Origin of the sequence: Microbacterium sp. (genome assembly GCF_047606685.1) — a bacterium.
Classification (GTDB): Bacteria; Actinomycetota; Actinomycetes; order Actinomycetales; family Microbacteriaceae; genus Microbacterium.
In genome coordinates this window covers 21,458-46,725 of record NZ_JASGEC010000050.1, presented here as the reverse complement: position 1 = coordinate 46,725, position 25,268 = coordinate 21,458, and the positions used below count along the sequence as shown (strand labels likewise).

At 72.0% G+C, this 25,268-nt stretch carries 20 protein-coding genes and 1 pseudogene; 8 read left to right on the top strand and 13 right to left on the bottom strand.

What is annotated here, in order from left to right:
• A partial coding sequence (locus QM611_RS05690) for a histidine kinase (RefSeq protein ID WP_415078936.1) occupies positions 1 to 358 on the top strand: 358 nt, incomplete at its 5' end.
• On the opposite strand, the gene bcp is transcribed toward QM611_RS05690, so the two are convergent.
• From bcp to aroA, 3 genes are read right to left on the bottom strand one after another with little or no spacing between them, the layout of a single operon-like run.
• Entirely contained in the window at positions 355 to 819 is a 465-nt protein-coding gene (gene bcp, locus QM611_RS05685) for a thioredoxin-dependent thiol peroxidase (protein ID WP_415078935.1), read from the bottom strand. The genes QM611_RS05690 and bcp overlap by 4 nt on opposite strands.
• A gap of 39 nt (positions 820 to 858) precedes the next feature.
• Positions 859 to 1,896 (bottom strand): ribosome small subunit-dependent GTPase A, encoded by a 1,038-nt coding sequence (gene rsgA / locus QM611_RS05680; protein WP_415078934.1) that lies wholly within the window; start codon positions 1,894 to 1,896, stop codon positions 859 to 861.
• A gap of 29 nt (positions 1,897 to 1,925) precedes the next feature.
• Entirely contained in the window at positions 1,926 to 3,254 is a 1,329-nt protein-coding gene (gene aroA, locus QM611_RS05675; RefSeq protein ID WP_415078933.1) for a 3-phosphoshikimate 1-carboxyvinyltransferase, read from the bottom strand.
• Between the two features lie 117 nt (positions 3,255 to 3,371).
• Between aroA and QM611_RS05670 the strand changes: the two genes are divergently transcribed.
• Both QM611_RS05670 and QM611_RS05665 read left to right on the top strand, forming a co-directional pair.
• On the top strand, positions 3,372 to 3,995 hold the full coding sequence (locus tag QM611_RS05670; protein WP_415078932.1) for a sigma-70 family RNA polymerase sigma factor: 624 nt from the start codon (positions 3,372 to 3,374) through the stop codon (positions 3,993 to 3,995).
• The gene (locus QM611_RS05665; protein WP_415078931.1) at positions 3,992 to 4,237 is read left to right on the top strand and encodes a zf-HC2 domain-containing protein; all 246 of its coding nucleotides are present in this window, start codon (positions 3,992 to 3,994) and stop codon (positions 4,235 to 4,237) included. Before QM611_RS05670 ends, QM611_RS05665 begins: the two co-directional genes overlap by 4 nt.
• Positions 4,238 to 4,340: 103 nt before the next feature.
• Here the strand turns inward: QM611_RS05665 and QM611_RS05660 are convergent, their stop codons facing one another.
• From QM611_RS05660 to QM611_RS05640, 5 genes are all read right to left on the bottom strand, one after another.
• Positions 4,341 to 5,363, bottom strand: coding sequence for a 1-aminocyclopropane-1-carboxylate deaminase (locus tag QM611_RS05660; protein ID WP_415078930.1), 1,023 nt, complete (start codon positions 5,361 to 5,363; stop codon positions 4,341 to 4,343).
• Between the two features lie 81 nt (positions 5,364 to 5,444).
• Positions 5,445 to 6,734 carry a DUF4921 family protein gene (locus QM611_RS05655; RefSeq protein WP_415078929.1) on the bottom strand — a complete coding sequence of 430 codons (1,290 nt, stop codon included), beginning with the start codon at positions 6,732 to 6,734 and terminating at the stop codon, positions 5,445 to 5,447.
• A 21-nt stretch (positions 6,735 to 6,755) separates the two neighbouring features.
• The gene (locus QM611_RS05650; protein ID WP_415078928.1) at positions 6,756 to 7,757 is read right to left on the bottom strand and encodes a Gfo/Idh/MocA family protein; all 1,002 of its coding nucleotides are present in this window, start codon (positions 7,755 to 7,757) and stop codon (positions 6,756 to 6,758) included.
• Positions 7,758 to 7,822: 65 nt separating this feature from the next.
• Positions 7,823 to 8,764, bottom strand: coding sequence for a quinone oxidoreductase family protein (locus QM611_RS05645; RefSeq protein ID WP_415078927.1), 942 nt, complete (start codon positions 8,762 to 8,764; stop codon positions 7,823 to 7,825).
• A 193-nt stretch (positions 8,765 to 8,957) separates the two neighbouring features.
• Positions 8,958 to 13,232, bottom strand: coding sequence for a DUF3418 domain-containing protein (locus QM611_RS05640; protein ID WP_415078926.1), 4,275 nt, complete (start codon positions 13,230 to 13,232; stop codon positions 8,958 to 8,960).
• Positions 13,233 to 13,362: 130 nt separating this feature from the next.
• Here QM611_RS05640 and QM611_RS05635 point away from each other — a divergent pair, with 130 nt between their 5' ends.
• Positions 13,363 to 14,199 carry an aldo/keto reductase gene (locus tag QM611_RS05635; RefSeq protein ID WP_415078925.1) on the top strand — a complete coding sequence of 279 codons (837 nt, stop codon included), beginning with the start codon at positions 13,363 to 13,365 and terminating at the stop codon, positions 14,197 to 14,199.
• 17 nt (positions 14,200 to 14,216) lie between these two features.
• Here QM611_RS05635 and QM611_RS05630 read toward each other — a convergent pair whose 3' ends face one another.
• Positions 14,217 to 14,777 carry an ATP-binding protein gene (locus tag QM611_RS05630; RefSeq protein ID WP_415078924.1) on the bottom strand — a complete coding sequence of 187 codons (561 nt, stop codon included), beginning with the start codon at positions 14,775 to 14,777 and terminating at the stop codon, positions 14,217 to 14,219.
• Positions 14,778 to 15,080: 303 nt separating this feature from the next.
• Between QM611_RS05630 and QM611_RS05625 the strand changes: the two genes are divergently transcribed.
• A complete protein-coding gene (locus QM611_RS05625) occupies positions 15,081 to 16,946 on the top strand; it encodes a thioredoxin domain-containing protein (protein ID WP_415078923.1) in 1,866 nt (621 codons plus the stop codon).
• A gap of 148 nt (positions 16,947 to 17,094) precedes the next feature.
• Here the strand turns inward: QM611_RS05625 and QM611_RS05620 are convergent, their stop codons facing one another.
• The 3 genes from QM611_RS05620 to QM611_RS05610 are packed head-to-tail and all read right to left on the bottom strand — an operon-like array spanning position 17,095 to position 20,424.
• Entirely contained in the window at positions 17,095 to 18,288 is a 1,194-nt protein-coding gene (locus QM611_RS05620; RefSeq protein ID WP_415078922.1) for a cation:proton antiporter, read from the bottom strand.
• A 14-nt stretch (positions 18,289 to 18,302) separates the two neighbouring features.
• Positions 18,303 to 18,797 carry a cation:proton antiporter regulatory subunit gene (locus QM611_RS05615; RefSeq protein ID WP_415078921.1) on the bottom strand — a complete coding sequence of 165 codons (495 nt, stop codon included), beginning with the start codon at positions 18,795 to 18,797 and terminating at the stop codon, positions 18,303 to 18,305.
• A 40-nt stretch (positions 18,798 to 18,837) separates the two neighbouring features.
• Positions 18,838 to 20,424: a dolichyl-phosphate-mannose--protein mannosyltransferase gene (locus tag QM611_RS05610; RefSeq protein WP_415078920.1), complete on the bottom strand. Its 1,587-nt coding sequence runs from the start codon at positions 20,422 to 20,424 to the stop codon at positions 18,838 to 18,840.
• A 23-nt stretch (positions 20,425 to 20,447) separates the two neighbouring features.
• On the opposite strand from QM611_RS05610, the gene rsmI reads away from it, so the two are divergent.
• The 3 genes from rsmI (at position 20,448) to QM611_RS05595 (ending at position 23,864) form a co-directional block, all read left to right on the top strand.
• Positions 20,448 to 21,266: a 16S rRNA (cytidine(1402)-2'-O)-methyltransferase gene (gene rsmI / locus QM611_RS05605; RefSeq protein WP_415078919.1), complete on the top strand. Its 819-nt coding sequence runs from the start codon at positions 20,448 to 20,450 to the stop codon at positions 21,264 to 21,266.
• A 121-nt stretch (positions 21,267 to 21,387) separates the two neighbouring features.
• Complete coding sequence (metG, locus tag QM611_RS05600; protein WP_415078918.1) at positions 21,388 to 22,980, top strand: methionine--tRNA ligase; 1,593 nt, start codon at positions 21,388 to 21,390, stop codon at positions 22,978 to 22,980.
• Positions 22,977 to 23,864 (top strand): TatD family hydrolase, encoded by an 888-nt coding sequence (locus QM611_RS05595; protein WP_415078917.1) that lies wholly within the window; start codon positions 22,977 to 22,979, stop codon positions 23,862 to 23,864. Before metG ends, QM611_RS05595 begins: the two co-directional genes overlap by 4 nt.
• Here QM611_RS05595 and QM611_RS05590 read toward each other — a convergent pair.
• Positions 23,849 to 25,004 (bottom strand): annotated as a pseudogene (locus QM611_RS05590) (MFS transporter). The gene QM611_RS05595 and the pseudogene QM611_RS05590 sit on opposite strands and share 16 nt — an antisense overlap.
• Between the last annotated feature and the right edge of the window lie 264 nt (positions 25,005 to 25,268).

Sequence of the window (25,268 nt, the reverse complement as noted above, 5' to 3'; positions counted from 1 at the left end):
CGCGGCGGCGCTCGTCGCGATCGAGGGCGCGGCGCTGGCGGTGCTGGCCGGATGGCAGGCGGTCGCCCTCGCCGGAGGCGACGCCGAGTCGGCGGCCAGCTCGACCGCGCTCATCGTGCTGACGGCGCTCGGCGCGATCGTGGTGCTCGCGTTCGCCGTCGGAATCGCGCGCGGCCGCTCGTGGGGGCGCTCGGGCGGAATCGTTGCCCAGCTCCTCGTGCTGGCGGTCGCGCTCGGCGCGGCGACGGGCCAGTACGCCCATCCCGGCGTCGGCGCGGCGCTCGCCGTGCCAGCGGCTGTGTGCCTCGCGCTGCTGTTCGGCGCCTCGCGTCGCGCCGCGCGCGAGGGCGAGCCTTAGATCCCCAGCAGCGCGCGCAGCCGCGCGACGTGGCCGGTGGCCTTGACGTTGTACAGCGCGTGCGTGACCACGCCGTTCTCGTCGATCACGACCGTCGAGCGCAGCACGCCCTGGATCGTCTTGCCGTAGTTGACCTTCTCGCCCCACGCGCCGTACGCGTCGTGCACGCCGTGGTCGGGATCGCTCACGAGCGTGAAGGCCAGCCCGTCGCGCTCGGCGAACTCCTTGAGCTTGGCCGGCTCGTCGCGGGAGATGCCGATGACCGTGTAGCCCGAGCCCTGCAGCGACGCGAGGCTGTCGCGGAAGTCGCACGCCTGCGTGGTGCAGCCGGGCGTCATGGCGGCCGGGTAGAAGTACAGGATCGCTTTGCGGCCGCGCAGGTCGCGCAGCGAGACGGGGGAGCCGTCCTGGTCGTCGAGAGTGAAGTCGGGGGCGGTGTCGCCGGCCTGGAGCTGAGTCACCGTCCCAGCCTACGCCCGCCGCTCGCGGCGACGCGGCCCTCAACCGGCGAAGGTCGTGAGCAGGCGCTGCAGCGAGTCCAGCCGCGCGGCCCCGGTGTCGCCGAGGCGCCCTTCGGCCACCGCCTCGACGAGCGCGCAGTCGGGGGCGTCGGGGAGGTGCGTGCAGCCGCGCGGGCACTCCTCGGCGATCTCGGCGAGGTCGGTGAAGGCACGCAGGATGTTGGCCGGGTCGATGTGCCCGAGCCCGAACGAGCGCACGCCCGGGGTGTCGATGACCCACCCGCGGCCGGCGGCCGACGCGTACCGCAGCGACACGGTCGAGCTCGAGGTGTGCCGGCCGCGGCCGGTGACGACGTTGACGTGGCCGGTGGCGCGGTCGGCGCCGGGCACGAGCGCGTTCACGAGCGTCGACTTGCCGACGCCGGAGTGCCCGACGAACACGGTCGAGTGCCCCACGAGCGCCGCCCCGATGCGCTCCAGCGGCATCTCGCCGCGCGCGCTCGTGAACACCTCCAGGCCCAGCCCGTCGAAGTGGCTGAGGAAGTCGGCCGGGTCGGCGAGGTCGGTCTTGGTCACCACGAGCAGGGGACGGATGCCGGCATCCAGCGCCGCGACCAGGTACCGGTCGACCAGCCGCTCGCGCGGCTCGGGGTCGGCGGCGGCGACGACGACGAGCATCTGGTCGGCGTTGGCGACGACGACGCGCTCCACCTGGTCGGTGTCGTCGGCGCTGCGCCGCAGCAGCGACGTGCGCTCCTGGATGCCGACGATGCGGGCGAGCGTGCCCTCGGCGCCCGAGGCATCGCCCACCACGCGCGCGCGGTCGCCCGTGACGATCGGCGTCTTGCGCAGCTCGCGGGCGCGGACCGCGAGTGCCTCGTGCTCGTTCGCGCCGTCCTCGTCGACGAGCACGGTGTAGCGGCCGCGGTCGACGCCGAGCACGCGCGCGACGACGGCGTCGCCGTGCGCGGGGCGGCGCTTGGTGCGGGGGCGGTTCGCCTTCGGGTTGGGGCGGACGCGCACGTCGGCCTCGTCGAACTCTGGCTCGTCGTCGTCGGTGTCGTCGAGCCAGCTCACGGGTGCACCACGCTCACCGCGCCGCCCGGTTAGGCCGCGGCATCCGACGCGCCGTCGAGCATGCGCTCCCACAGCTCCACGAACTGCGGCAGGGTCTTCGCCGTCGTGCCGATGTCGTCGACCTCGACGCCGGGCACGGCCAGCCCCAGCAGCGCGCCGGTGGTCGCCATGCGGTGGTCGTGGTGCGCTCGCCACAGACCCCCGTGCAGAGGGCGGGGCACGATGCGGATGCCGTCGGGCAGCTCTTGCGCCTCGCCGCCGAGGCGCTGCAGCTCGGTCGCCAGCGCCGCGAGCCGGTCGGTCTCGTGCCCGCGGATGTGCTCGATGCCGTGGAACGCCGATGGCGAGTCGGCGAGCGCGGCCAGGCCGACGAGCGTGGGGGTGAGCTCGCCCGCAGCCGACAGGTCGAGGTCGACGCCGGTGATCCCCTGGCCGCCGGCGACGGTGAGCGCGCCGCCGCGGCGGCTGACTCGGCCGCCCATGAGCGAGAGGATGTCGCCGAGCAGTCCGCCGGGCTGTGTCGAGTGCACCGGCCAGTCGGTGACGGTGACCGAGCCGCCCGCGATCATCGCCGCCGCCAGGAACGGCGCCGCGTTGGAGAGGTCGGGCTCGACCGCGACATCCTTCGCCCTGATCGGGCCGGCGGCGACGACCCACTCGTTGTGCGCGGGCCGCTCCACGTGCACGCCGCGGCGGCTGAGCGCCTCGATGGTCATGTCGATGTGCGGCATGCTCGGCAGGCGGTCGCCAGTGTGCACGAGGTGCAGGCCGACGTCGAACCGGGGCGCTGCCAGCAGCAGGCCGGAGACGAACTGGCTTGACGCGGACGCGTCGATGTGCGCCTCGCCGCCGCGGATGTGGCCGTGCCCGCGGACGGTGAACGGCAGCGACCAGTGGCCTCCGTCGTCGATGTCGACGCCGAGGTCGCGCAGGGCCCTGATCATCTCGCCCATCGGCCGGTGCAGTGCGCTTTCGTGCGCCGTGAGCACGACCTCGCCGGTGGAAAGGCCCGCCAGCGGGGCGATGAACCGCATCACGGTGCCCGCCTGGCCGCAGTCGACCACGGCCTCGCCGGCGAAGCGCGCGGGGGGCGTGACGACGAGGTCGTCGCCGAACGCGCCGGACCCCGGCTCTGATTCGATGACCACCCCGAGCGACCGCAGTGCGGCCGACATCCGGTCGGAGTCGTTCGAGTACAGCGGGGACCGCAGGCGGCCCGGCCCGTCGGCGAGCGCGGCGAGCACGAGCTCGCGGCCGGTGAGCGACTTCGAGCCGGGCACGGTCAACGTCGCTTGGAGCGGCCCCTCGGCTGTCGGCGCCGGCCAAACGGAGGCGGGGGAATACCCGTCGGCAGTCATCGGTTTCTAGCCTACTGAACCGCGCCTCGTGCGCCGCGAACATCGGAGGGACGGATGCCTGTGCTGCTGGAGACGCCGTCGCGTGCCTCCGTCGGCCCGGACATAGACTGGGTCGCGATGACTGACGAGGCGCCCGGCCTCCCGCAGGGCAACAACGGCGAGAACGCTCGCGCGCGAGCGGAGTTCGAGCAGCAAGCGCTCCCGTTCATGGACCAGCTGTACGGCGCGGCCATGCGTATGACGCGCAATCCCGCCGACGCGGCCGACCTCGTGCAGGAGACGTTCGTCAAAGCGTTCGCCTCCTGGGCCACGTTCACCCAGGGCACGAACCTGAAGGCGTGGCTGTACCGCATCCTGACGAACACGTACATCAACGCGTATCGCAAGAAGCAGCGCGAGCCCTACCAGAGCGCCATCGACGACCTCGAGGACTGGCAGCTGGGCGGCGCGGAGTCGACGACGGCGACGAGCACCCGCTCCGCCGAGGCGGAGGCGATCGACCACATGCCGGCGTCGGTCGTGAAAGACGCGCTGCAGGCCATCCCGGAGGACTTCCGGCTGGCGGTGTACCTCGCCGATGTCGAGGGCTTCGCCTACCAGGAGATCGCCGACATCATGAAGACACCGATCGGCACGGTCATGAGCCGTCTGCACCGCGGCAGGCGGATGCTTCGCGAGCTGCTTGCGGAGTACGCGCAGGAGCGCGGGATCGTGCCTGCCGCACCGAGGGGCAAGAAATGAGCGATTGCGGCTGCGACCAGGCCAGGAAAGACCTGGAGGAGTACCTCCGGCGAGAGATGTGCAGCACCGAGCACACCGACATCCGCGAGCATCTCGAGAACTGCGCCGCCTGCCGTGAGGAGGCGCTGGTGGCCACGACACTCACCGAGGTCGTCGCCCGCGCCTGCCGCGAGTCGGCCCCCGCCGAGCTGCGCGAGCAGGTGCTCACCCGGCTGCGGGCCGCGCAGGCGACCCACCATTGACCGCGAGCGCGCGTCGGCCGGTCGTCGCGCGCTGAGTTGCCGCGTTTGACCGCGCCGGGGCGCAGTTCGCGGCAACCGAATGGGTTCGGGGCCGTCGTGAGGGTCAGTGGTAGCGGCCGCTGTACGCGTTGATCGCGGGCTGGCCGCCCAGGTGGGCGTACAGCACGTTCGAGTCGCGCGGGATGCCGCCTGACGACACCAGGTCGATGAGCCCGGCCATCGACTTGCCCTCGTAGACCGGGTCGAGGATGACGCCCTCGAGCCGCCCGGTGAGGCGCATCGCCTCGTCGGTGGACTCGACCGGGATGCCGTACTCGTCGCCGGCCCAGCCTTCGAGCACCGTGATCTCGTCGTCGCGCAGGTCGCGTCCGACGCCGATCAGCTCCGCCGTGCGGCGCGCGATGCGGGCGACCTGGTCGCGCGTCTCGTCGATCGTGGCCGACGCGTCGATGCCGAGCACGCGCCGGGGGCGGTCGCCGAAGTTCTCGAGCAGGTCGGCGAAGCCGGCGATCATGCCGGCGTGGGTCGACCCGGTCACGGTGCAGACGACGATCGTGTCGAAGAACACGCCGAGCTGCGCCTCCTGAGCCCGCACCTCGTGGGCCCAGTTCGCGAAGCCGAGCCCGCCCAGCGGGTGGTCGCTCGCGCCGGCGGGGATGGCGTACGGCGTGCCGCCGGCCAGCTCGACCTCGGCGATTGCCTCGCGCCACGAATCCTTGAAGCCGATGCCGAAGCCCGCGGGGGACAGGCGCACGTCGGCGCCCATGAGCCGCGACAAGAGGATGTTGCCGACGCGGTCGTTCACGGCATCCGGCCAGTTCACCCAGTGCTCCTGCACGAGCACGGCCTTCATCCCGAGGTGGGCGGCGACCGCTGCGACTTGGCGGGTGTGGTTGGACTGCACGCCGCCGATCGACACGAGCGTGTCGGCGCCCTGCGCGAGCGCGTCGGGAACGAGGTACTCGAGCTTTCGCACCTTGTTGCCGCCGAAGGCCAGGCCGCTGGAGACGTCTTCGCGCTTGGCCCACACGCGGGCGCCGCCGAGGTGGGCGCTCAGCCGGTCGAGTGGGTGGATCGGGCTCGGCCCGAACGTCAGCGAGTGGCGGGGGAAGTCGGCGATGGCCATGGATGCTCCTGTCTCGGGCGTGCTTGTCTAGCGTGGCATGCCGGCGACCTCGTGGCTGGCCGCCGCTGACCTGACCCGTGCTCAGTCGGCGTAGTGCAGGCGGGTGTCGGCTGGCGGGCACTCGTCGCCGAGACGGATGCCGTCGCCGATGCGGCCGGCCTCGCGCAGGTCGCGCAGCGCCGTCACGGCGCGCTCGCGCAGCATCCACGGGTCGATCGTGTTGACGAAGATCTTGGTGCCGCCCTCGAAGCCGGCCGGGGTCGACACACGCCACTTGAGCACGATGCGCCACGGCATCGGCGCGATGACGCCCGCCGGGCGGTAGTGCCACTCCTCGTTGGTGGGCACGCGCGCCCCGGTCGCGGCGTGCAGCGCGTGCAGCAGGTCGGAGACGCCGCGCCGCTCCTCGGGCGCGTGCGCCTGGGGGAGGTGCGCGCGCGAGCGCGAGTACACCTCGAACGACGGGAAGCGGTGGCCCACGCCGGCGACCGCGACGGCGTGGTCGTTCGCGGCCACGACGAGGCCCTCGCGGCGGGCGGCATCGATGATCTCGCGCTGGTACAGGGCGCGGTCGCTGGCCAGCATCCCGATCTCGCGCGACACCTGCGGGCCGAACTCGTCGATCGCGACGAGCTGCTTGTGCAGGTGCTCGAACGTCGCGCCGGCGGGCCGCAGCCAGTTCTGGAACACCGAGGTGTACTTCGCGTGCGGCTGTGCGGCGGCGATCTGGGTGAGCGCGTCGATGGTGAACGACACGTAGGCAGCGTGCTCGTCGGGCGTCAGCTCGCCCGACGAGACCAGCTCGTCGTCCCACTCGGCGTCGTCGCGCACGTGCCGCCGGGCCACGACGACGTCGTGCGAGCCGCCGACGAGGTCGAGCGCGCCCGCCTCGACGTCTGTGGGGATGCCGGATGCCGCGTCCCGCGTCGCGAGAAGCCGCTCCACCTGCGCGCGGCCCGTCGGCGCGGAGAGGTACTCGTCGGCCCAGCGGACGACATCCGACGGCTGGCGGAACCCGTAGTTCTCGCGCCAATACTCGGCAGAGACGATCTCGAAGAGGTTGCCGAAGCGGCGGAACTCCGCGACGGTGTCGAAGAGCGCGTCAGGCGGCACGCGCCGCAGCAACTCGAGCCCGCCGTCGTCGCCGCGCACCAGCCGCGCCTTCTCGGGCGTGGTCTCGCGGTAGCGGTCGGCGCAGAACGCGCACAGGCGCGTGCGCTCGTCGGGAGCGATGCGCGTGCGCTCGTCGCGCGGCGCCTCGATCGGGCGGTGCGCGCGACCGGGCACCGTCCACACCTCGGTGCCCGTCAGCGGGGCGCGCTGTTTGACGGTGCCGTCCGGCAGGCGGACGAGAGGCGACAACGATGGCACGCTGCCCAGCCTAGGCGGGAGTCACAGCGGCGGCTCGCCGGGGTAGCGCAGCCCGATCTGGCGGCGCACCTCGTCGAGGGTCGCCATGATCGCGACGGTCTCGTCGATGGGCAGGATGTCTCCGGCGAGATTGCCGGTGGCGACCAGCCGTTCCGCCGCCAGCGCCTCGAACTGCATGCCGCGGCCCGGGGTGTCGGCGCGGAACTCCTCGAGCACCGTGCCGTCGGTGGCGACGAGCCGGAACGTCGTCGGCGCGTACCAGACCTGGTCGATGTCGATGCGCCCGGCCGTGCCGATGACGTGCGCCGTGTTCGGCCCGGCGCTGCGCATGCTCGACAGCGTCGTCGACACGGCGCCCGAGGCGTGCGTGAAGAGCGTCGCCACCTCGGTGTCGGCCCCCGTCTCGCCAAACCGCGCCTTCGCGGCGACCGAGGTGGGCGGGCCGAGCACGTCGAACACGAACGACACCGGGTAGACCGCGAGGTCGAGCAGCGCGCCGCCGCCGAGCTCGAGCGCGTTCACGCGGTGCGCGGGGTCGAGGGGGAGGGACTGGGTGTGGTCGGCGAACACCGCGCGCACCTCGCCGACCGCGCCGTCGGCGAGCAGCTGGCGGATGCGCTGCATGTGCGGCAGGTAGCGCGTCCACATCGCCTCGGTCGCCAACAGCCCGCGCGCGGCGGCGGTGTCGCGCACGAGCGCCGCCTCGGCCGCGTTGACGGTGAACGCCTTCTCCACGAGCACGTGCTTGCCGGCCTCCAGCGCCCGCACGGCGTCGGCGGCGTGCAGGGGGTGCGGCGTCGCGATGTAGAGGATGTCGACATCCGGGTCGTCGACGAGCGCCTCGTACGACGCGTGCGCGTGCGGGACGTCGAACTCGGCCGCGAAGCGCTCGGCGCTGTCCGCCGACCGCGAGCCGACCGCGACGATGTCGCGCCCGATCGTGCGCAGGTCGCTCGCGAACGCCTGCGCGATGTAGCCGGTGGCGAGGATGCCCCATCGCAGGGCGGGGTGCTGGTCGGTCACAGCCGGAGCCTACCGGCTGCGCGGCCGCTGCGCCCCGCGAGCGAAGCGAGACGAGACGCGGTTCGTCACGGCTCCAGGACGAGCTTGCCCGGCGCGCCGTCTTGGCTCGCGCGCTGGGCGTCCGCGGCATCCTCCAGCCGATAGCTGCCGCCGAACTCGACGCTGAACCGGCCCACCGCCATGAGGGCCAGGGCGACCGGCACTGCCTCGACCCGCCACGCCACCTGCTGCGGCGTCAAAGCGGACGCGCCGCCGCCCGAGAACGCGCGGATGCCCCAGCCGGGCGCGTCCTTGCCGCGCACGATCGTCGCGATGCGCGAACGGTCGGGGAGGAGGTCGAGGGATGCCTCGATCGCCTCGTCGGCGCCGGCGGCATCCAGGATCACGCTCACGCCGTCGGGGGCGGCCGCGCGCACGCGGCCGACCAACCCGGGCCCGTACTCGATCGGCTCGGCGCCGAGCTCGCGCACGCGGCCGGCGCGCCCCGCGCTCGTGGTCGCGAGCACGCGGGCGCCCCACAGCGCGGCGAACTGGATCGCGGCCTGCCCGACCGAGCCCGAGCCGCCGTGCACGAGGAGGGTGTCGCCGCCGCGAACGCCGAGGGAGCGGAGGGACTGGTACGCGGTGCCGGCCGGGATGCCGAGGGCCGCTCCTTGCGCTGCCGTCACCCCCGAGAGGCGGACGAACACGTTCGATGCCGCGACGGCGACGGCCGTCGCGTACGAGCCGGCCGCGTCGCGAAACGCCACGGGGTCGCCGGGGCGGAGGCCGTCGACCCCGTCGCCGACGGAGACGACGACGCCCGCGCCGTCGAACCCGACGCGCCGCGGCCTGTCGAGCGGGGCGGACGCGCGGATGCCGGAGCGCAGCTTCCAGTCGATCGGGTTGACGCCCGCGGCCTCGACGCGGATCGCGACCTCGCCTTCGCCGGGGACCGGATCGGGGATCTCAGCCAGGGTCAGGACTTCGGGTCCGCCGAACTCGGTGTGGACGATCGCGTGTGCCATGTCGATGGCAACCTCGGCGCGGTCGGCCGCTATTCCCGCACGCTCGTTGAGCTTGTTGAAGGCGCTCCCGGTCCCTGAGCTTGTCGAAGGGCGTCTCTGGTCCCTGAGCTTGTCGAAGGGCCGGGTGGCTTGCGAGGGTCGGGGGCCCTTCGACAAGCTCAGGGGCCGGCGACGACCGGGCCCTTCGACAAGCTCAGGAGCCGGGGGAGAGGGCCTTCGCGATGCGCTGCGGCGACACGGGCTCTGCCGTGCCGAGGCGTTGCGCGAAGAGGCTGATCCGGTACTCCTCGAGCAGCCACCGCGCGCGCACGACGGCGTCGGAGGCATCCACCTCGGGCGGCACGGCGCCGCCCGCCTCGGCGTACAGCGCCGCGGCCCGCTCGAACTCGGTCAGCCACGCCCGGTCGCGCCCCGGGTTGTCGGTGAGGCCCTGCAAGCGCACCAGCATCCCCTCGAGATACCGCGGGAAGTGCGCGAGCCGCGCGACTCCCGCGCGGGAGACGAAGCCGGCGAACACGAGCCCGGCCAACTGGCTGCGGATGTCGCCGAGCGGGCCGAGCAGCGCCATGCTGGTCTGCTGCTTGAGGGCCCTCTCGACATCCCGCGCGCGCGTGAGGATTCTCGCCACGAGCGACACGCACGCGAACAGTTCGTCCACCGAGGCCGCGGCGAACGCGTCGCGCACCGCCTCGTATTCGGCCCTCGTGCGCACCATGCCGGACGGCGCGCAGCGGCGGATGACGGCGTCGGCCACCGCGACGCGGCAGTCTTCGACAAGCGCCTTCGCGTTCTGGTAGGGCGAGGTCGCGAGCGCGAGCTTCTCCGCCGACGTGAGGTGGTCGAGCACGTACGCCGCCGGCGACGGGGTGGACAGCAGGACGAGCCGGCGGACTCCGCCGACGGTGGTGGATGCCGCCGCCTCCGGCGTCGCCTCGATGCGCAGGCGCACCGACGCCCCGTCGTCGACGATGGCGGGGTAGCCGCGCACGACGCCACCCGCCACGCGCGTGTCGACGACGTCGGGGAGCACGTCGAAGTCCCACTCGGCAAGGCCGGCGCGCTCGGCGAACTGTGTCCCCGGTCGCCCCGCGAGCGAAGCATCCCCCGGTCGCCCCGCAAGCGAAGCGCCCCCCGGTCGCCCGGCGAGCGAAGCGCCCCCCGGTCGTTGAGCGTGCGAAGCGAGACGAAACGCGCCGTCGCCGTCGTGTCGCGGTTGGTCGCCGCGTTTCGTCTCGGTCGCTTCGCTCACTCGCGGGGCGACCGGGGAGCCGCTCAGCGAACGGCTCACGGCATCCCGCGCGCGCCCGGCAAGCCGGGCCTGCAAGGCGGCGAGGTCGTGGTCCGACCCCGCGACGCGGCCTCGGCCGTCGACCGCGCGGAACGACACGCGCAAGTGCGCGGGCACCCGCTCCAGGTCGAAGTCGGCCGCCGACACCGGCTGGTTCGCGACGCGCTGGATGCGCGAGGCGAGCGCGTCGCGCAGCCCGACGGGCGGCAACCCGTCGTGCGACTCGGGGCCCTGCCCGTCGAGCTCTGCCGCGAGCTTCGCCGCCCAGTCGGCTGCGGGCACCACGTGCCGCCGGATCGCCTTCGGCAGCGAGCGGATCAAGCCCGCGATCAGCTCGTCGCGCAGCCCCGGCACTTGCCAGTCGAACCCGTCGGGGCGCACTTGCGCCAGCAGCGCCAGCGGCACGACCACCGTGACGCCGTCGTCGGGCGCTCCGGGCTCGAAGCGGTACGCCAGAGACAGCACCTGGTCGCCCTGCTGCCAGCGCATCGGGAAGTCGCGCTCCGCCGCCCGCGTCGCGTCGTCGACGAGGTCTGCTTCGGCCAGGTCGAGAAGCCGCGGTGTGCGCTGCGAGGCGTCCCGCCACCACGCCTCGAAAGACCGCACGTCGAACACGTCCGGAGGAATGCGCGCGTCGTAGAACGCGAAGACCGCCTCGTCGCCGGCGAGGATGTCGCGGCGGCGCTCGCGCTCCTCGATGCGCTCCAGCGCGCGTCGCAGCTCGACGTTTCGGCGCGCGAACGCGGTCAGCCGCTTGTCGAGGTGCTGCGCGTTCCACTCGCCGTCCACGAGCGCGTGGCGCACGAACAGCTCGCGCGCCAGCGGGCGGTCGGTGCGGGCCAACTGCACACGCCGGCGCGGAACGATCTCGACGCCGAACAAGGTGACCTTCTCCGCGGCGACGGCGGCACCGGCATCCTTCGACCAGTGCGGGTCGCTCACCTGGCGCTTCGCGAGGTCTCCCGCGAGCGGCTCGGCCCACGCCGGGTCGATCGCGGCGACGGTGCGCGCGAAGAGGCGGGATGTCTCGACGAGCTCGGCGGCCATCACGGCCTGCGGCCGCTTCTTGCGCAGCCCCGAGCCGGGGAAGATCGCGAAGCGCGCGCCCCGCGCCCCGAGGTAGTCGGGGGAGCGCTTCGCGTCCGGTCCCTGAGCTTGTCGAAGGGCCAGCACCCCGATGTGCGACAGCAGTCCCGCGAGGATCGCTTTGTGCACGGCGTCCGGATCGGTCGTTCCTTCCGGTCGCCCCGCGAGCGAGCGAAGCGAGCGAGACGAAACGCGGTGATCGGACTCGTCGCCTGTCGCTTCGGTCGCCGCGTTTCGTCTCGCCTGCGGCTCGCGGGGCGGCCGGTTCCCGAGAAGCGACTGCAGCTGTCGGTGCACGTCGAACCATTCCCGCACGCGCACATAGTTCACGAACTCGCTGCGGCACATCCGCCGGAAGGCGCTCGAGCCCAGCTCGCGCTGCTGCTCGCGGAGGTGGTTCCACAGGTTCAGGATGCTGAGGAAATCGCTGGTCGGGTCGCGGAATCGCGCGTGCGACCGGTCGGCCGCCTCGCGCTGCTCTTCCGGCCGCTCGCGCACGTCCTGGATCGACAGGCCGGCGACGATCGCGGTGACGTCACGCAGCACGCCCGTGCGGCGTGCCTCGACGAGCATGCGGGCGAAGCGCGGGTCGATCGGCAGTCGGGCAAGCTCGCGGCCCAGCGCAGTCAGCGTCCAGCCGGCCCCGCTTCCGGCCCCGGAGCTTGTCGAAGGGCCGCGGCCCTGAGCCTGTCGAAGGGAAGGGCGCACCGCCCCCAACTCGATGAGCAGGTCGAACGCCGCGCGCACACCGCGCGAGTCGGGGGGAGTGAGGAACGGGAACGACAGGATGTCGCCGAAGCCCAGCGACAGCATCTGCAGAATGACCGACGCGAGGCTCGTGCGCAGGATCTCGGGCTCGGTGTACTCGGGTCGCCGCTCGAAGTCGTCCTCCGCGTAGAGCCGGATCGCGATCCCGGGCGAGGTGCGCCCGGCGCGGCCCGAGCGCTGCTGCGCCGACGCTTGCGAGATGGCCTCGATGGGCAGGCGCTGCACTTTGCTGCGGTTGCTGTACCGCGAGATGCGCGCGGTGCCGACGTCGACGACGTAGCGGATGCCGGGGACGGTCAGGCTGGTCTCGGCGACGTTCGTCGCGAGGATCACGCGTCGCCGCACCCCCGCGAGCCTGCCTTTCCCGGCCCTTGTCTCGGTCCCTGAGCTTGTCGTCTCGGTCCCTGAGCTTGTCGTCTTGGTCCCTGAGCTTGTCGAAGGGCGCTCGAACACCCGGTGCTGCTCGGCGGCCGACAGCCGCCCGTAGAGCGGCAGCACCTCGGTCGGCCGAACGTCCTTCGCATACATGCCGCGAACGGCATCCATCGCGTCTCTGATCTCCGCCTCGCCGGGGAGGAACACCAGCACGTCGCCATCCGGTTCGGTGTCGAGCTCGCGCAGCGCGGCGAGAATGCCATCCACCTCGTCGGCGTCTGCAGAACTCCTCCGACTCGTCGCGATGCGGTCTGCAGCGCGGGCACCGCGCGACGAATCGTCGCGATTCGAAGGAGTTTCGCGAACCGGAGGCCGGTAGCGGATCTCGACGGGGTAGGTGCGGCCAGAAACTTCGACGATCGGCGCGTCGTCGAAGTGCCGCGAGAACGACTCCGGGTCGATCGTCGCGCTCGTGATGACCACCTTGAGGTCGGGGCGCTTCGGCAGCAGCCGCTTGAGGTAGCCGAGGAGGAAGTCGACGTTCAACGACCGCTCGTGCGCCTCGTCGACGATGACGGTGTCGTAGCGGCGCAGCATCCGGTCCCGGTGGATCTCGTTGAGCAGGATGCCATCGGTCATCAGCGCGACGCGCGTGTCGGGCGACACCTTGTCGGTGAAGCGCACCTTGTACCCGACGGTCGTGCCGAGCGGCACGCGCAGCTCTTCGGCGATGCGCTCGGCGATCGTGCGCGCGGCGATGCGGCGCGGCTGGGTGTGCGCGATGCGCTCGCGGCCGAGTTCGAGGCAGATCTTCGGCAGCTGCGTCGTCTTTCCCGAGCCGGTCGCGCCGGCCACGATCACGACCTGGTTCTCGCCGATCGCGCGCGCGATCTCGTCCCGCGCGGCGCTGACGGGCAGCTCCGGCGGGTAGGAGATCACGGGCTCGGACACAGCCCTCCATCGTAGGCCGCGCCCCGCCGCGCGCGAACGTCGGAGAATCGCGCGAATGTCGGAGCATTTCGCGCCGATCCTCCGACACCCGGCCGATCCTCCGACATCCGAGTGCTCGTAGGCTGGGGGAATGACGGTCTCGCAGATCACGCTCAACGACGGCAACACCATCCCCCAGCTCGGCTACGGCGTGTTCAAGGTGCCGCCGGCCGACACCGAGCGCGCCGTGTCGGAGGCGCTCGAGGTCGGCTACCGGCACATCGACACCGCCGCGATCTACGGCAACGAGGAGGGCGTGGGCGCGGCGATCGCCGCCAGCGGCATCCCGCGCGACGAGCTGTTCGTCACGACCAAGCTGTGGAACGACCGGCACGACGGCGACGAGCCTGACGCGGCGATCGACGAGAGCCTGTCGAAGCTCGGCCTCGACCGGGTCGACCTGTACCTCGTGCACTGGCCGACCCCGATGCGCGACAACTACGTGCACGCGTGGGAGAAGCTCATCGGCATCCGCGAGCGGGGGCGTGCGACGAGCATCGGCGTGTCGAACTTCCTCGTGCCGCACCTGGAGCGCATCGTCGCGGCCACCGGCGTCGTGCCCGTCGTCGACCAGATCGAGCTGCACCCGGCTTACCAGCAGCGCGAGGTGGCGGACTGGGCGGCGGCGCACGACGTGCGCGTCGAGGCGTGGGGCCCGCTCGGCCAGGGCAAGTACGACCTGTTCGGCGCGGAGCCGGTCGCCTCCGCGGCGGCGGCGCACGCCGTCACCCCCGCCCAGGCGGTGCTGCGCTGGCACATCCAGCACGGTTTCATCGTGTTCCCGAAGTCGGTGCGCCGCGCGCGGCTCGAGGAGAACATCGACGTGTTCGGCTTCGAGCTGACCGATGCCGAGATGCGCGGCATCGACGCGCTCGACCCCGGCGACGGCTCGGGCCGCGTCTCGGCGCACCCCGACGACGTGGACTGAGTCGCGCGCGGGCGGTCTTACGGCCCGAGAAGCGCGGCAGGGATGACAGCGATACCGTCCGCGCGGCGGTACGCCTCGGTGCCAGTAGTGACAATGACCGCGTCGAGGAGTTGGTCTCCGACACGCTCCCGCAACCACGTGAGGTGTCTCGTGTCATCGGGATGCACCGCAGTCGAGAGCTTGACCTCGACTGCGACGATGCCGCCGTCCGGGCCGATCACGATGAAGTCGACTTCGCGTTCGCCGCGTTGTGTGCGCAGGTGATGCACATCGGCTTCGGCGGCCTGTGCGTAAACACGCAGGTTCAACGCGATGAGGCTCTCGAACAGCGCGCCGAGGAAGGTGCCGTCGCGGGGGATGGCTGGCTCGGGCTGCTCGCCGCCGAGCAACTTTCGCGAGGTGATCTGGAGGAGCCGTGCTGCCAGGGCCGGGTCGACGAGATGGTGCTTATCGGACGACGCGAGCTCCTTGAACTTGTTGTTGGAGGGCAGCCATGCGGGCACTGGGTCGAGAATCCAGAGCCGGGTGAGCAGATCACGCCAAGGCAGCGTCGTCGTCAGAGAGGGCTTGTTTCCCACGCCCGGCGGAGCAGCATTGCGGATGGCATGCGGATGGGGACGATCCGCCCCGCCCCGGAATGGGTATCGACTCCGGCCGGTGATGCGGAACCTGTGAGCAGGAAGCGTCCCGGTGACGGATTGGCATCGACGGCTCGCCGGATGACATCCCAGCTCACGACAGAATCGGGAGTGATCGGCACCTGGCGACTGGCTGCTCTCGGTGCCCTCGTAGGCTGACGGTCAGGTCCCTCGGCAGAATCAGGGACCGAGGGCCACCAGGCCCCAGAACGATACACATGCCACTCGTCAGGAGTCAGCGAAATGGCTAACCGTCTCGCCACCGCGACGAGTCCCTACCTGCTTCAGCACGCGGACAACCCGGTGGACTGGTTCCCGTGGGGGGACGAGGCGTTCGCCCAGGCGCGGCAGCGCGACGTGCCGGTGATGGTCTCGATCGGCTACTCGACGTGCCACTGGTGCCATGTCATGGCGCGGGAGTCGTTCGCCGACCCCGAGACGGCCGCGGAGCTCAACGCCGGCTTCGTGAGCGTCAAGGTCGACCGTGAGGAGCACCCGGAAGTGGATGCCGCGTACCTCGCCGCGGCGGGGGCGTTCACCAAGAACCTGGGCTGGCCGCTCACGGTGTTCACGACCCCGGACGGACACCCCTTCTTCGCCGGCACGTACTGGCCGCTCCGGCCGCAGTCGGGCATGCCCGCGTTCCGGCAGGTGCTCGCGGCCGTGCGGGATGCCTGGACCACCCGCCGCGAGGGAGTCGAGCAGACCGGCGCGGCGCTCGTCGGCGCGCTCGCCTCCGCGGCGTCCCCCTCCCCTGAGCCTGTCGCGTCCCCTGAGCCTGTCGCGTCCCCTGAGCCTGTCGCGTCCCCTGAGCCCGTCGAAGGGCTGCCCACCCGCGACGACCTCGTGGCCGCCGCGGCACGGCTCGTCGCGCTCGAAGACCCCGTGCACGGCGGCTTCGGCCGCTCGGGCCCCAAGTTCCCCACGGTTCCCGCGCTGCGGTTCTTGCAGTCGCTGCACGGCGACGCGCCCGACGCCGCCGCGGTCGCGGCGCGGGCGTTTCGCGCGATGGCGGCGTCCGAGCTGCGCGACCCGGTCGACGGCGGGTTCTTCCGCTACGCGACGCGGCCCGACTGGACGGTCCCGCACTTCGAGCGCATGCTGACCGACAACGCCGGCCTCCTCGACGTCGCGCTCGACGAGGGCGACGACGAGACCGCTCGCGGCGTCGTCGGCTTCCTGCGCGATGTGCTGCAGCGCCCGGGCGGCGGGTTCGGCGCCGCGCAAGACTGCGAGTCGGTCATCGACGGCGCCAGAGACGAGGGCGGCTACTACGCGCGGGATGCCGCGGCGCGCGCGGAGCTCGTGCCCCCCGCCGTCGACGGCAAGGTCGTCACCGGCTGGAACGGCCTCGCGATCGGAGCGCTCGCTCGGGCTGCCCTCCGGCTGCCCGACGCGACGCACGCCCTCGACTCCGCCCGCCGGGCCGCCGACGCGGTGCTCGACACCCACGTCACGCGCGACGGCGGGCTCGTGCGCGCCGCGCTCGACGGCATCCCGTCCCGCGCGCCGGCCGCGCTCGACGACTACGCACTGCTGGCCGACGGGCTGCTCGCGTTGGCGGCGGCAACGGGCGAGGCGGCGTACGCGGTGCGCGCGCGGGCGCTCGTCGACCGCGCGCTGGCGGGCATCGAGCCCGACGCGACGCTGGCCGCGCAGGGCGTTCGTGCTCCGGCAGACGGAGACGACGGCACGCTGCCGTCGGGCCCGTCGGCGCTCGCCGCCGCGTGCCGTGCGCTGTGGACGCTCGGCGTCGGGGAGCGGTATCGGGATGCCGCGGCCGAGCGCGTGTGCGCGGCATGCGCTCGCGCCCTTGCCGAGCCGATCGGGTTCGGCGCGCTGCTGCGCACGGCCCACGACCTCCTCCGCGCCCCGCGCCAGCTCGTCGTGGTGGCAGACGACCCGGATGCCGCGCTGGCGCGCGCCGCGCGCGGCATCCCCGCCGACGTCGTCGCCGTCGTCACGCCCGCGCAGGCGGACGCGTTCGCGCGCGCCGGCTTCACGCTGTTCGAGGGCAAGGCGCTCGCCGGCGGCGTGCCGACCGCGTACGACTGCCGTGGCTTCGCGTGTCGGCTCCCGGTCACGGATCCAAACGAACTCGGCCCCTGAGCGAGCCGGTTCCGGTTTCGCCAGATCAGGCTATTTCGCGCAGTCAGGACGCTTGGCCACCAGATCGTCCTGACGACGCGAGATCAGGAGATTTGGAGAAGGCAGAAACGACCGGATGGCCCACGCTTCGCAGCGGTGCGCGTGCTGCTCAGCGGCCGCGGGCGTCCACTGCCTTGGCCTTCGCCGCCGCGGCGCGCATGAGGCCCTTGAACCGGCGGCTGTCGGGCACGCGCGCCAGCAGCGTTCCGCCGATGATCGTCGCCAGCACGTAGACGGCGGCCAGCGGCGCCAGGTGCGGCGCGGTGCCGGCCGCGATGCCGGCGATGACGATGGAGAACTCGCCGCGCACCGTGAGGGTGATCCCGGCGCGCCAGCGGCCCGGAAGGCCGATTCCGGAGCGCTTCGCGGCGAAGTAGCCGGTGGCGATCTTGGTCGTCATCGTGATCGCGGCGAGGATCAGCCCGGGCACGAGCATCTCGAGCAGCTGAGACGCGTCGGTGGCGAGCCCGAAGAACACGAAGAACACCGCCGCGAACAGGTCGCGCAGGGGGCTCAGCACCTCTTGCGCGCTGTGCGCGACCCGGCCCGACAGCGCGATGCCGACGAGGAACGCGCCGACCGCCGCCGACACGTTCACTTCGGCGGCGAGCCCCGCGATGAGCATCGTGAGCCCGAGCACGCCGAGCACGAGCGGCTCGGGGTGGTCGGGGGTGAACAGCCGGGAGACGATGTGCCCGAACCGCAGCGCGATGAACAGGATGAGCACGACCACTCCGACGGCGATGGCCACCGTGACGGCGCCGCGCAGCAGGCTCACGCCGATGACGAGCGCCGACAGGACCGGCAGGTAGAACGCCATCGCCAGATCCTCGATGACGAGGATGGACAAGATGACGGGGGTCTCGCGGTTGCCGACGCGCCCGAGGTCGCGCAGCAGCTTGGCCGTCACGCCTGACGAGGTGACCCAGCAGATGCCGGCGACCGCGAACGCCGCCACGGGCCCCCAGCCCATGATGAGGGCGAACGCCGCGCCCGGGAGCGCGTTCAGGAGCGCGTCGAGAATGCCCGCCACTTTCGAGCGGGTGAGTCCGCGCAGCAGCTCGTCGGCGGAGTACTCGAGGCCGAGGAGGACAAGCAGCAGGATGACGCCGATCTCCGACCCGATCTCGAAGAACTCGGTGCTCGCGTCGAGGGGAAGGACGCCGCCGCGGCCGAACACGAGTCCGGCGACGAGGTAGAACGGGATGGGCGAGATGCCGAACCGCATGGCGAGCCGGCCGAGCAGGCTCATGCCGAGCAGCAGAGCGCCGACCTCGATGACGATGAGAGTGGTGTCGTGCATCGGCGCGGGCCCGGTTACGCGGGTCCGTGATCGATGAGCCGCATCGCCGCGTCGAGGCCGTTGCGCGTGCCCACTGCGACAATGATGTCGCCGGCCACGAGGGGCTCCGCGGGCGTCGGCGACGGGATCACCTTCCGGTCGCGCAGCAGGGCGACGATCGACACGTGCGTGCGGGTGCGCATCTTGGTGTCGCCGAGGGTCTTGCCCGCGAACGGGGAGTCGCCGCCGAGCTTGATCTTCTCGGTGTAGAGGCCGTCGGTCTCGTCGCTGAGCTTGGTGAGGCGGGTGATCGCCACCGACGCGCCGAACATGTCGGCGAGCGCCTCGGCCTCGTCCTCGGTGATCGGAATCGAGTAGCGGCACGCGTCGGGGTCGTCCGCGTCGTAGATCGCGAGCACGCGCTCGCCGTCGCGGAACGAGACGACGCCCAAGCGGTTGCCGCTCTCGGTCACCAGGTCGTTGCGCACGCCGATGCCGGGCAGGTCGACCTTCTCGATTCGTATCGTCACGAGTGTCGAGATTACGCCAGTTTCGCCGTTCCGGCGCGACTCACACCCAACTCGGCATCCAGTTGTGCAGCCGGTAGAACTCGTACGGCACTTCCCAGCCCGCCCAGACCGGGTAGAAGAACGCCGAAAGGAGGGTGGCGACGGTGAGGAAGACCAGCGCGACCCAGCGTCCCGACTGCTTTCGCTCGGGCGGCGAGCCGGGTGCTCCCGCGATCTCGCGCAGTGCGAGAGCCAGCGCCAGCAGCATGAACGGCAGGACGACCACTGTGTAGAACTGGAAGATCGTCCGCTCCGGGTACAGCAGCCACGGCACGTACGTCGCGGCGATTCCGGTGAGCACGAAGCCGTGCCGCCAGTCGCGGGTCACCGCGAAGCGGTACGCGATCCACAGCACGGCGGCGACCGCCGAGTACCACAGGATCGGATTCGGCACCGAGCTGATCGACTCGGGGCATCCGCCGGGGCTCGCGCACCCCGCGACGCCCTCATCGGTGAGATGCCAGTACATCCAGGTCGGCCGGGTCAGCAGCGGCCACGCCCACGCCGGCGTCGCGTACGCGTGCTCGCTGGTCAGCCCGATATGGAAGTCGTACATCGCGACGTGGTACTTCCACAGCGCGACCAGCGGATTCGGGTCGGCGTCGCGCGAGTAGCCGCCCGAGGTCACGAGCCATCCCGTCCACGACGCGAGGTAGACGGCGACGGCGACGGGAACCAGCAGCAAGAACGACACCGGCGCCTGCCGCAGCGCGGCATCCGCCGGCCAGAACGAGACCCCCGCCTGCCGCCGGGCGAGCGCGTCGCTGACGACGAGGTAGACGCCGAGCCCCGCCAGCACGTACACGCCCGACCACTTCACCGCGCACGCGGCGCCCGCGGCGGCGCCGGCGGCGAGCACCCACGGGCGGTTCCACAGCACGGGGCCCCACGCGACGGGCTCCTCCGCCCCGCGCGCCGCCACCGCGTCGAGGATTCGCTCCCGCATTCGCCTGCGGTCCAGCAGCACGAACCAGAACGCGAGCAGCACGAACAGCATGAGCGTGTTGTCGAGCAGCGCGACGCGGCTCATGACGATGCCGAGCCCGTCGATCGCGAGGAAGAACGCGGCGACCACGCCCACGGTGGTCGACCCGGTCAACCGCTTGCCGATCGCGAACAGCAGCGCCACGGCGGCGACTCCGGCAAGCGCCGTGGTCAAGCGCCATCCCCACCCCGATCCGGGGCCGAGCAGCATCATGCCGAGCGCGATGATCCACTTGCCCAGCGGCGGGTGCACGACGAAGCTCGGGTCCGTCGAGTAGATGTCCACGTCGCCCTCGAGGAAGCGCGCGTCCGCCCCTTCGGGCCACGAAGACTCGTAGCCGAGATTCATGAGCGTCCACGCGTCTTTGACGTAGTAGGTCTCGTCGAAGACCAGCGCGTGCGGGTGCGCGAGATCGCCCAGCCGCAGCACGGCTGCCAGCAGGACCACCAGCGCCGGAGCGAGCCAGTCGTACACGCGCCGCGCGCGCGGGTCGTGCAGCCACAGCAGCCGCAGCTCCCACCAGCGCGGCGGCGCGGGCGGCAGCAGCGGCTCGGGCCTGTCGGCCACGAGCGGCCCGGTGCTCGGCTCAGCCTCGGCGGTCACGGGCTCAAGCCTAAGCTGGGCGGGTGATCATCCTCGCGGCAACGCCGATCGGCAACCTCGGCGACGCGTCGCGGCGGCTCGTGGAGGCTCTCGAGACGACGAAGGCGGTCGCCGCGGAAGACACGCGCACAGCGCAGCGGCTGCTGTCCGCGCTGGGCGTCGCCAACCGGCCGAGGCTGATCGCGCTGCACGACCACAACGAGAAGCAGCGCGCGGCCGAGCTCGTCGAGCTGGCGCGCGACGACGACCTGCTCGTGCTGTCGGATGCCGGGATGCCCACCGTGTCCGACCCCGGCTACGGGCTGGTCGCGGCCGCTGTCGCCGCCGGCGTCGCCGTGACGGCGCTGCCCGGGCCGAGCGCGGTGCCGACGGCGCTCGCGGTGTCGGGGCTTCCCACCGATCGCTTCACGTTCGAGGGGTTCGTGCCCCGCAAGCCGGGCGAGCGCCGCGCCGCGCTGCGGGCGCTTGGCCGCGAGCCGCGCACGATGGTGTTCTTCGAGGCGCCCACCCGGGTCGCTGCGACCCTCGCCGACATGGCCGACGCGTTCGGCGCTGACCGGCGCGCCTCGGTCAGCCGCGAGCTGACCAAGCTGCACGAGGAGACGGCGCGCGGCACGCTGGCGGAGCTGGCGGCGTGGGCGGATGCCGGAGTGCGCGGCGAGGTCGTGGTGGTCGTCGCCGGCGCGCCGTCGGTCGAGGTCGCGGTGGACGACGCCGTCGGGCAGGTGCTCGAGCTCGTGCGGTCGGGCGGGCGTCTGAAGGACGCCGCCGCCGAGGTGTCGGCGCTCACCGGCCACTCCACGCGCGAGCTGTACCAGGCTGCCCTCGCCGTCAAGCGCTGAGGACCCCGCGCCGCGTTTCGCCTCGGGCGCGCTGCGCGCGTCCTCGCTCAACGACCGGGGGTCGGCGGGGGTCGGGCGTCACACGGCGAGCGGCGGCATCCCGTCGAAATAGAATCGTCGGGTGACATCCGGCCGCAGCTTCTACATCACGACGCCGATCTACTACCCGAGCGACGTGCCCCACATCGGCCACGGCTACACGACGGTCGCCGCCGACACGCTGGCCCGCTGGCATCGCCAGGCCGGCGACGACACCTGGATGCTCACCGGCACCGACGAGCACGGCCAGAAGATGCTGCGGGCCGCCGCGGCGAACGGCGTCACGCCGCAAGAGTGGGTCGACAAGCTCGTCACCGAGTCGTGGTTCCCGCTGTTGGAGACGCTGGATGTCGCCAACGACGACTTCATCCGCACCACCCAGCCCCGCCACGAGGAGCGCGTGCAGCAGTTCGTGCAGGCGATCTACGACCGCGGCTACATCTACGCCGGCGAGTACGAGGCCCTGTACTGCGTCGGCTGTGAGGAGTTCAAGCCCGAGTCCGAGATCGTCGACGGCACGGGGCCGTTCGAGGGCTTGAAGGTGTGCGCCATCCACTCCAAGCCGCTCGAGCTGCTGCACGAGAAGAACTACTTCTTCAAGCTCAGCGAGTTCCAAGACGCCCTGCTCGACCTGTACGAGACGACCGACTTCGTGCGCCCCGAGTCGGCGCGCAACGAGGTCGTCGCGTTCGTCCGGCAGGGGCTCAAAGACCTCTCGATCTCGCGCTCGGCGTTCGACTGGGGCATCCAGGTGCCGTGGGACCAGACGCACGTCATCTACGTGTGGGTCGACGCGCTGCTCAACTACGTCACCGCGATCGGGTACGGCCCTTCGGCAGGCTCAGGCGGCGGGGGCGGCGAGTTCGAGCGGTGGTGGCCGGCGCACCACATCGTCGGCAAAGACATCCTGCGCTTCCACGCCGTGATCTGGCCCGCGATGCTCATGGCGGCGGGGCTCGAGGTGCCGCGCGGCGTGTTCGCGCACGGCTGGCTGCTGGTCGGCGGTGAGAAGATGTCGAAGTCGAAGCTGACCGGCATCGCGCCCACCGAGATCACCGACGTGTTCGGCTCGGACGCCTACCGCTTCTACTTCTTGTCGGCGATCGCGTTCGGGCAGGACGGGTCGTTCTCGTGGGAGGACCTTTCCGCGCGCTACCAGGCCGAGCTGGCCAACGGCTTCGGCAACCTGGCGTCGCGCACGACCGCGATGGTCGAGCGGTACTTCGAGGGCATCGTGCCGCCGCCTGCCGCGTACGAGGACCGCGATCTCGCGATCCAGCGGACGGTGGCGGATGCCGCGGCCGCGGCCGACGCGGCGATCGAGAAGTTCCGCATCGACGAGGCGATCGCGGCGGTCTGGACGATCGTCGACGCGCTAAACCTGTACATCACCGAGAACGAGCCATGGGCGCTCGCGAAAGACCCCGCGCAGCGCGCGCGCCTGGGCACCGTGCTCTACACGGCCGCCGAGGGGCTGCGCGCCCTCGCGGTGCTGCTGTCGCCGGTGATGCCGATCGCCACCGAGAAGCTGTGGGTCGCGCTCGGCGCGGCCGAGTCGCTCGGGCGGCTCGTCGACCAGCCGATCCGCGAGGCCGGCGCGTGGGGCGCGCTGCGGCCGGGCACGTCGGTGAACGGCCTCGCGCCGCTGTTCCCCCGCGTCGAGCAGCCGGCGTGATTGATCCGTCGCAGTACGTGCGCAAGCGCGAGAAGGGCGAGCGGGATGTCTCCTACCCGCCGCCGCCCGAGCCGCTGGCGGTGCCGGTGTACGACAACCACGCCCACCTGGAGATCGCCGACGGCCCGTCGCGCGACGATGGCGGGCTGAGCCTGGACGAGCAGCTGCGCCGCGCGGCGGAGGTCGGCGTCGTCGGCGTCGTGCAGGCGGGCGGCGATATCGAGTCGAGCGTGTGGTCGGCGGATGCCGCGGCGTCGCATCCTCGCGTGCTTGCGGCGGTCGCCATCCACCCGAACGAGGCGCCCGCCTACGCGGCCGCCGACCGCCTCGACGAGGCGATCGCCGTCATCGACGAGCTGGCGGCCCAGCCGCGCGTGCGCGCGATCGGCGAGACCGGCCTCGACTTCTTTCGCACGGGGGAGGAGGGGCACGCCGCGCAGTTCTCCAGCTTCGAGGCGCACATCGCGCTGGCCAAGAAGCACGGCCTGGCGATGCAGATCCACGATCGCGACGCGCACGACGCGGTGCTCGAGACGTTGCTGCGCGTCGGCGCGCCCGACCGCACGGTGTTCCACTGCTTCTCCGGCGGCGCCGACATGGCGCGCGTGTGCGCCGAGCGCGGCTACTATCTGAGCTTCGCGGGGAACGTGACGTTCAAGAACGCCCAGAATCTGCGCGACGCGCTGGCCGTGACGCCGCGCGAGCGCACCCTGGTCGAGACCGACGCGCCGTTCTTGACGCCGGTGCCATATCGCGGCCGGCCGAACGCGCCCTATCTCGTGCCGGTGACGATGCGCTTCATCGCGGACGAGCTGGGCGCCGACCTCGACGAGCTGTGCGCCCAGGTGGCGGCGAACACGCTCGCCGTCTACGGCCCGTTCTGAGCCGGGGGAGCGGCGGGGCGCTCCGCCGCGATGTGCGTGAGCTGGCGCCACACGAGAGCGAGCGTGATCGCCGCGCCCGCGAACGCGAACCACCAGGGGGGCGGTGAGCCCCCAGATCTGGGCGATGACGCCGCCGAGGGCCTGGCCGACCACCATGCCGCCGAAGACGCCGACCATGTTCACCGACGAGATGCGCCCCTGCAGCTCGTGCGGCACGAGGCGCTGCCGCACGGTGTTGGAGATCGTGGTCCACACGAACGCGTACAGGCCGAAGCCGAACACAATGAGCATCGCGACCCAGCCGGCCGTGGTGAGGGCGAACCCGAGGTGCATGAGCGCTTCGCATGACAGGCACACGCGCATGAGGGTGGCGAACGAGAGGTGGCGCTCGAGCCATCCGAAGCTCATGCTCGAGACGATCCCGCCGACGGCCGCCGCGGTCGTGAGCGCGCCGAAGCCGATCGGTCCCATGCCGAGGTGCTCAGTGGCGTAGAGCACGAGGACGCCCCACGGAGCCCCCCACATGACGCTGAACGCGAGGATCGTCAGCACGAGCGTGCGCACCGGCGGGTTGCGCCACAGCCAGCGCACGCCGTCGGCGATGTCGCTGCGCACGGGGCGGCGCCCTTCGGGCAGATCCGGCACGGGCGTGTGCGCGATGCGCGCGATGAGGAGGATCGCGGCCGCGACGCAGATCGCGTGGACCAGGAAAGGCCACGCGTGGCCCGCGGCGAACAGGAACGCGCCGATGGGGGGACCGGCGAACTCGTTCGCGACGATGAACCCTATTTGCAGGCGCGCGTTGCCGGTGCTGAGGTCGTCGGTGCGCACGAGCATCGGCAGCAGGGTGCTGCTCGTGGTGTCGACGAAGACCTCGGCCGTGCCGAAGAGGAACGCGCAGGCGAGCACGACCCAGACATTCGCGATGCCCGTAACGAGGAAGACGCACAGCGCGAGCACGACGATCGCGCGCATCGCGTTGGCGAGCATCACGAGCCGGCGCCGGTCGAATCGGTCGGCGATCGCCCCGGCGTGCAGGCCGAACAGCAGCCACGGCAGGAACTGCAGCATGGCGCCGGAGGCCACGAGCACCGGCGACGAGGTCATTGACGCGAGCAGCCACCGGAAGTCGGTGCCCATGCGGCGCGGTGCGATGAGCTCGCCGAGGGAGGGCACCAGGCCATCCTATGATTTGGCGTCGCGCCCCGCCCCGGCTTCGTGCCCCGCCCGCCCTCACGCTCTGATCTCCCCCGCGATCAAAGCGTGAGCACGGCCCGACCGGGCCCCGCGGTGCCGGGGGAGCAGGTTCCGGCTCCCTCACGCTCTGATCTCCAGCGTGATCAGAGCGTGAGGGAGCGCGGAGGTGAATACGCCACGGCAAAAGCGCCCCGGCAAAAGCGCTCC

Excerpts from the sequence above, each read along its gene's own strand:
- QM611_RS05670 (WP_415078932.1), top strand. The coding sequence starts at position 3,372 with ATGACTGACGAGGCGCCCGGCCTCCCGCAGGGCAACAACGGCGAGAAC.
- QM611_RS05625 (WP_415078923.1), top strand. The coding sequence starts at position 15,081 with ATGGCTAACCGTCTCGCCACCGCGACGAGTCCCTACCTGCTTCAGCAC.
- aroA (WP_415078933.1), bottom strand. The coding sequence starts at position 3,254 with ATGACTGCCGACGGGTATTCCCCCGCCTCCGTTTGGCCGGCGCCGACA.
- QM611_RS05645 (WP_415078927.1), bottom strand. The coding sequence starts at position 8,764 with ATGGCACACGCGATCGTCCACACCGAGTTCGGCGGACCCGAAGTCCTG.
- QM611_RS05635 (WP_415078925.1), top strand. The coding sequence starts at position 13,363 with ATGACGGTCTCGCAGATCACGCTCAACGACGGCAACACCATCCCCCAG.
- QM611_RS05620 (WP_415078922.1), bottom strand. The coding sequence starts at position 18,288 with ATGCACGACACCACTCTCATCGTCATCGAGGTCGGCGCTCTGCTGCTC.
- QM611_RS05660 (WP_415078930.1), bottom strand. The coding sequence starts at position 5,363 with ATGGCCATCGCCGACTTCCCCCGCCACTCGCTGACGTTCGGGCCGAGC.
- QM611_RS05665 (WP_415078931.1), top strand. The coding sequence starts at position 3,992 with ATGAGCGATTGCGGCTGCGACCAGGCCAGGAAAGACCTGGAGGAGTAC.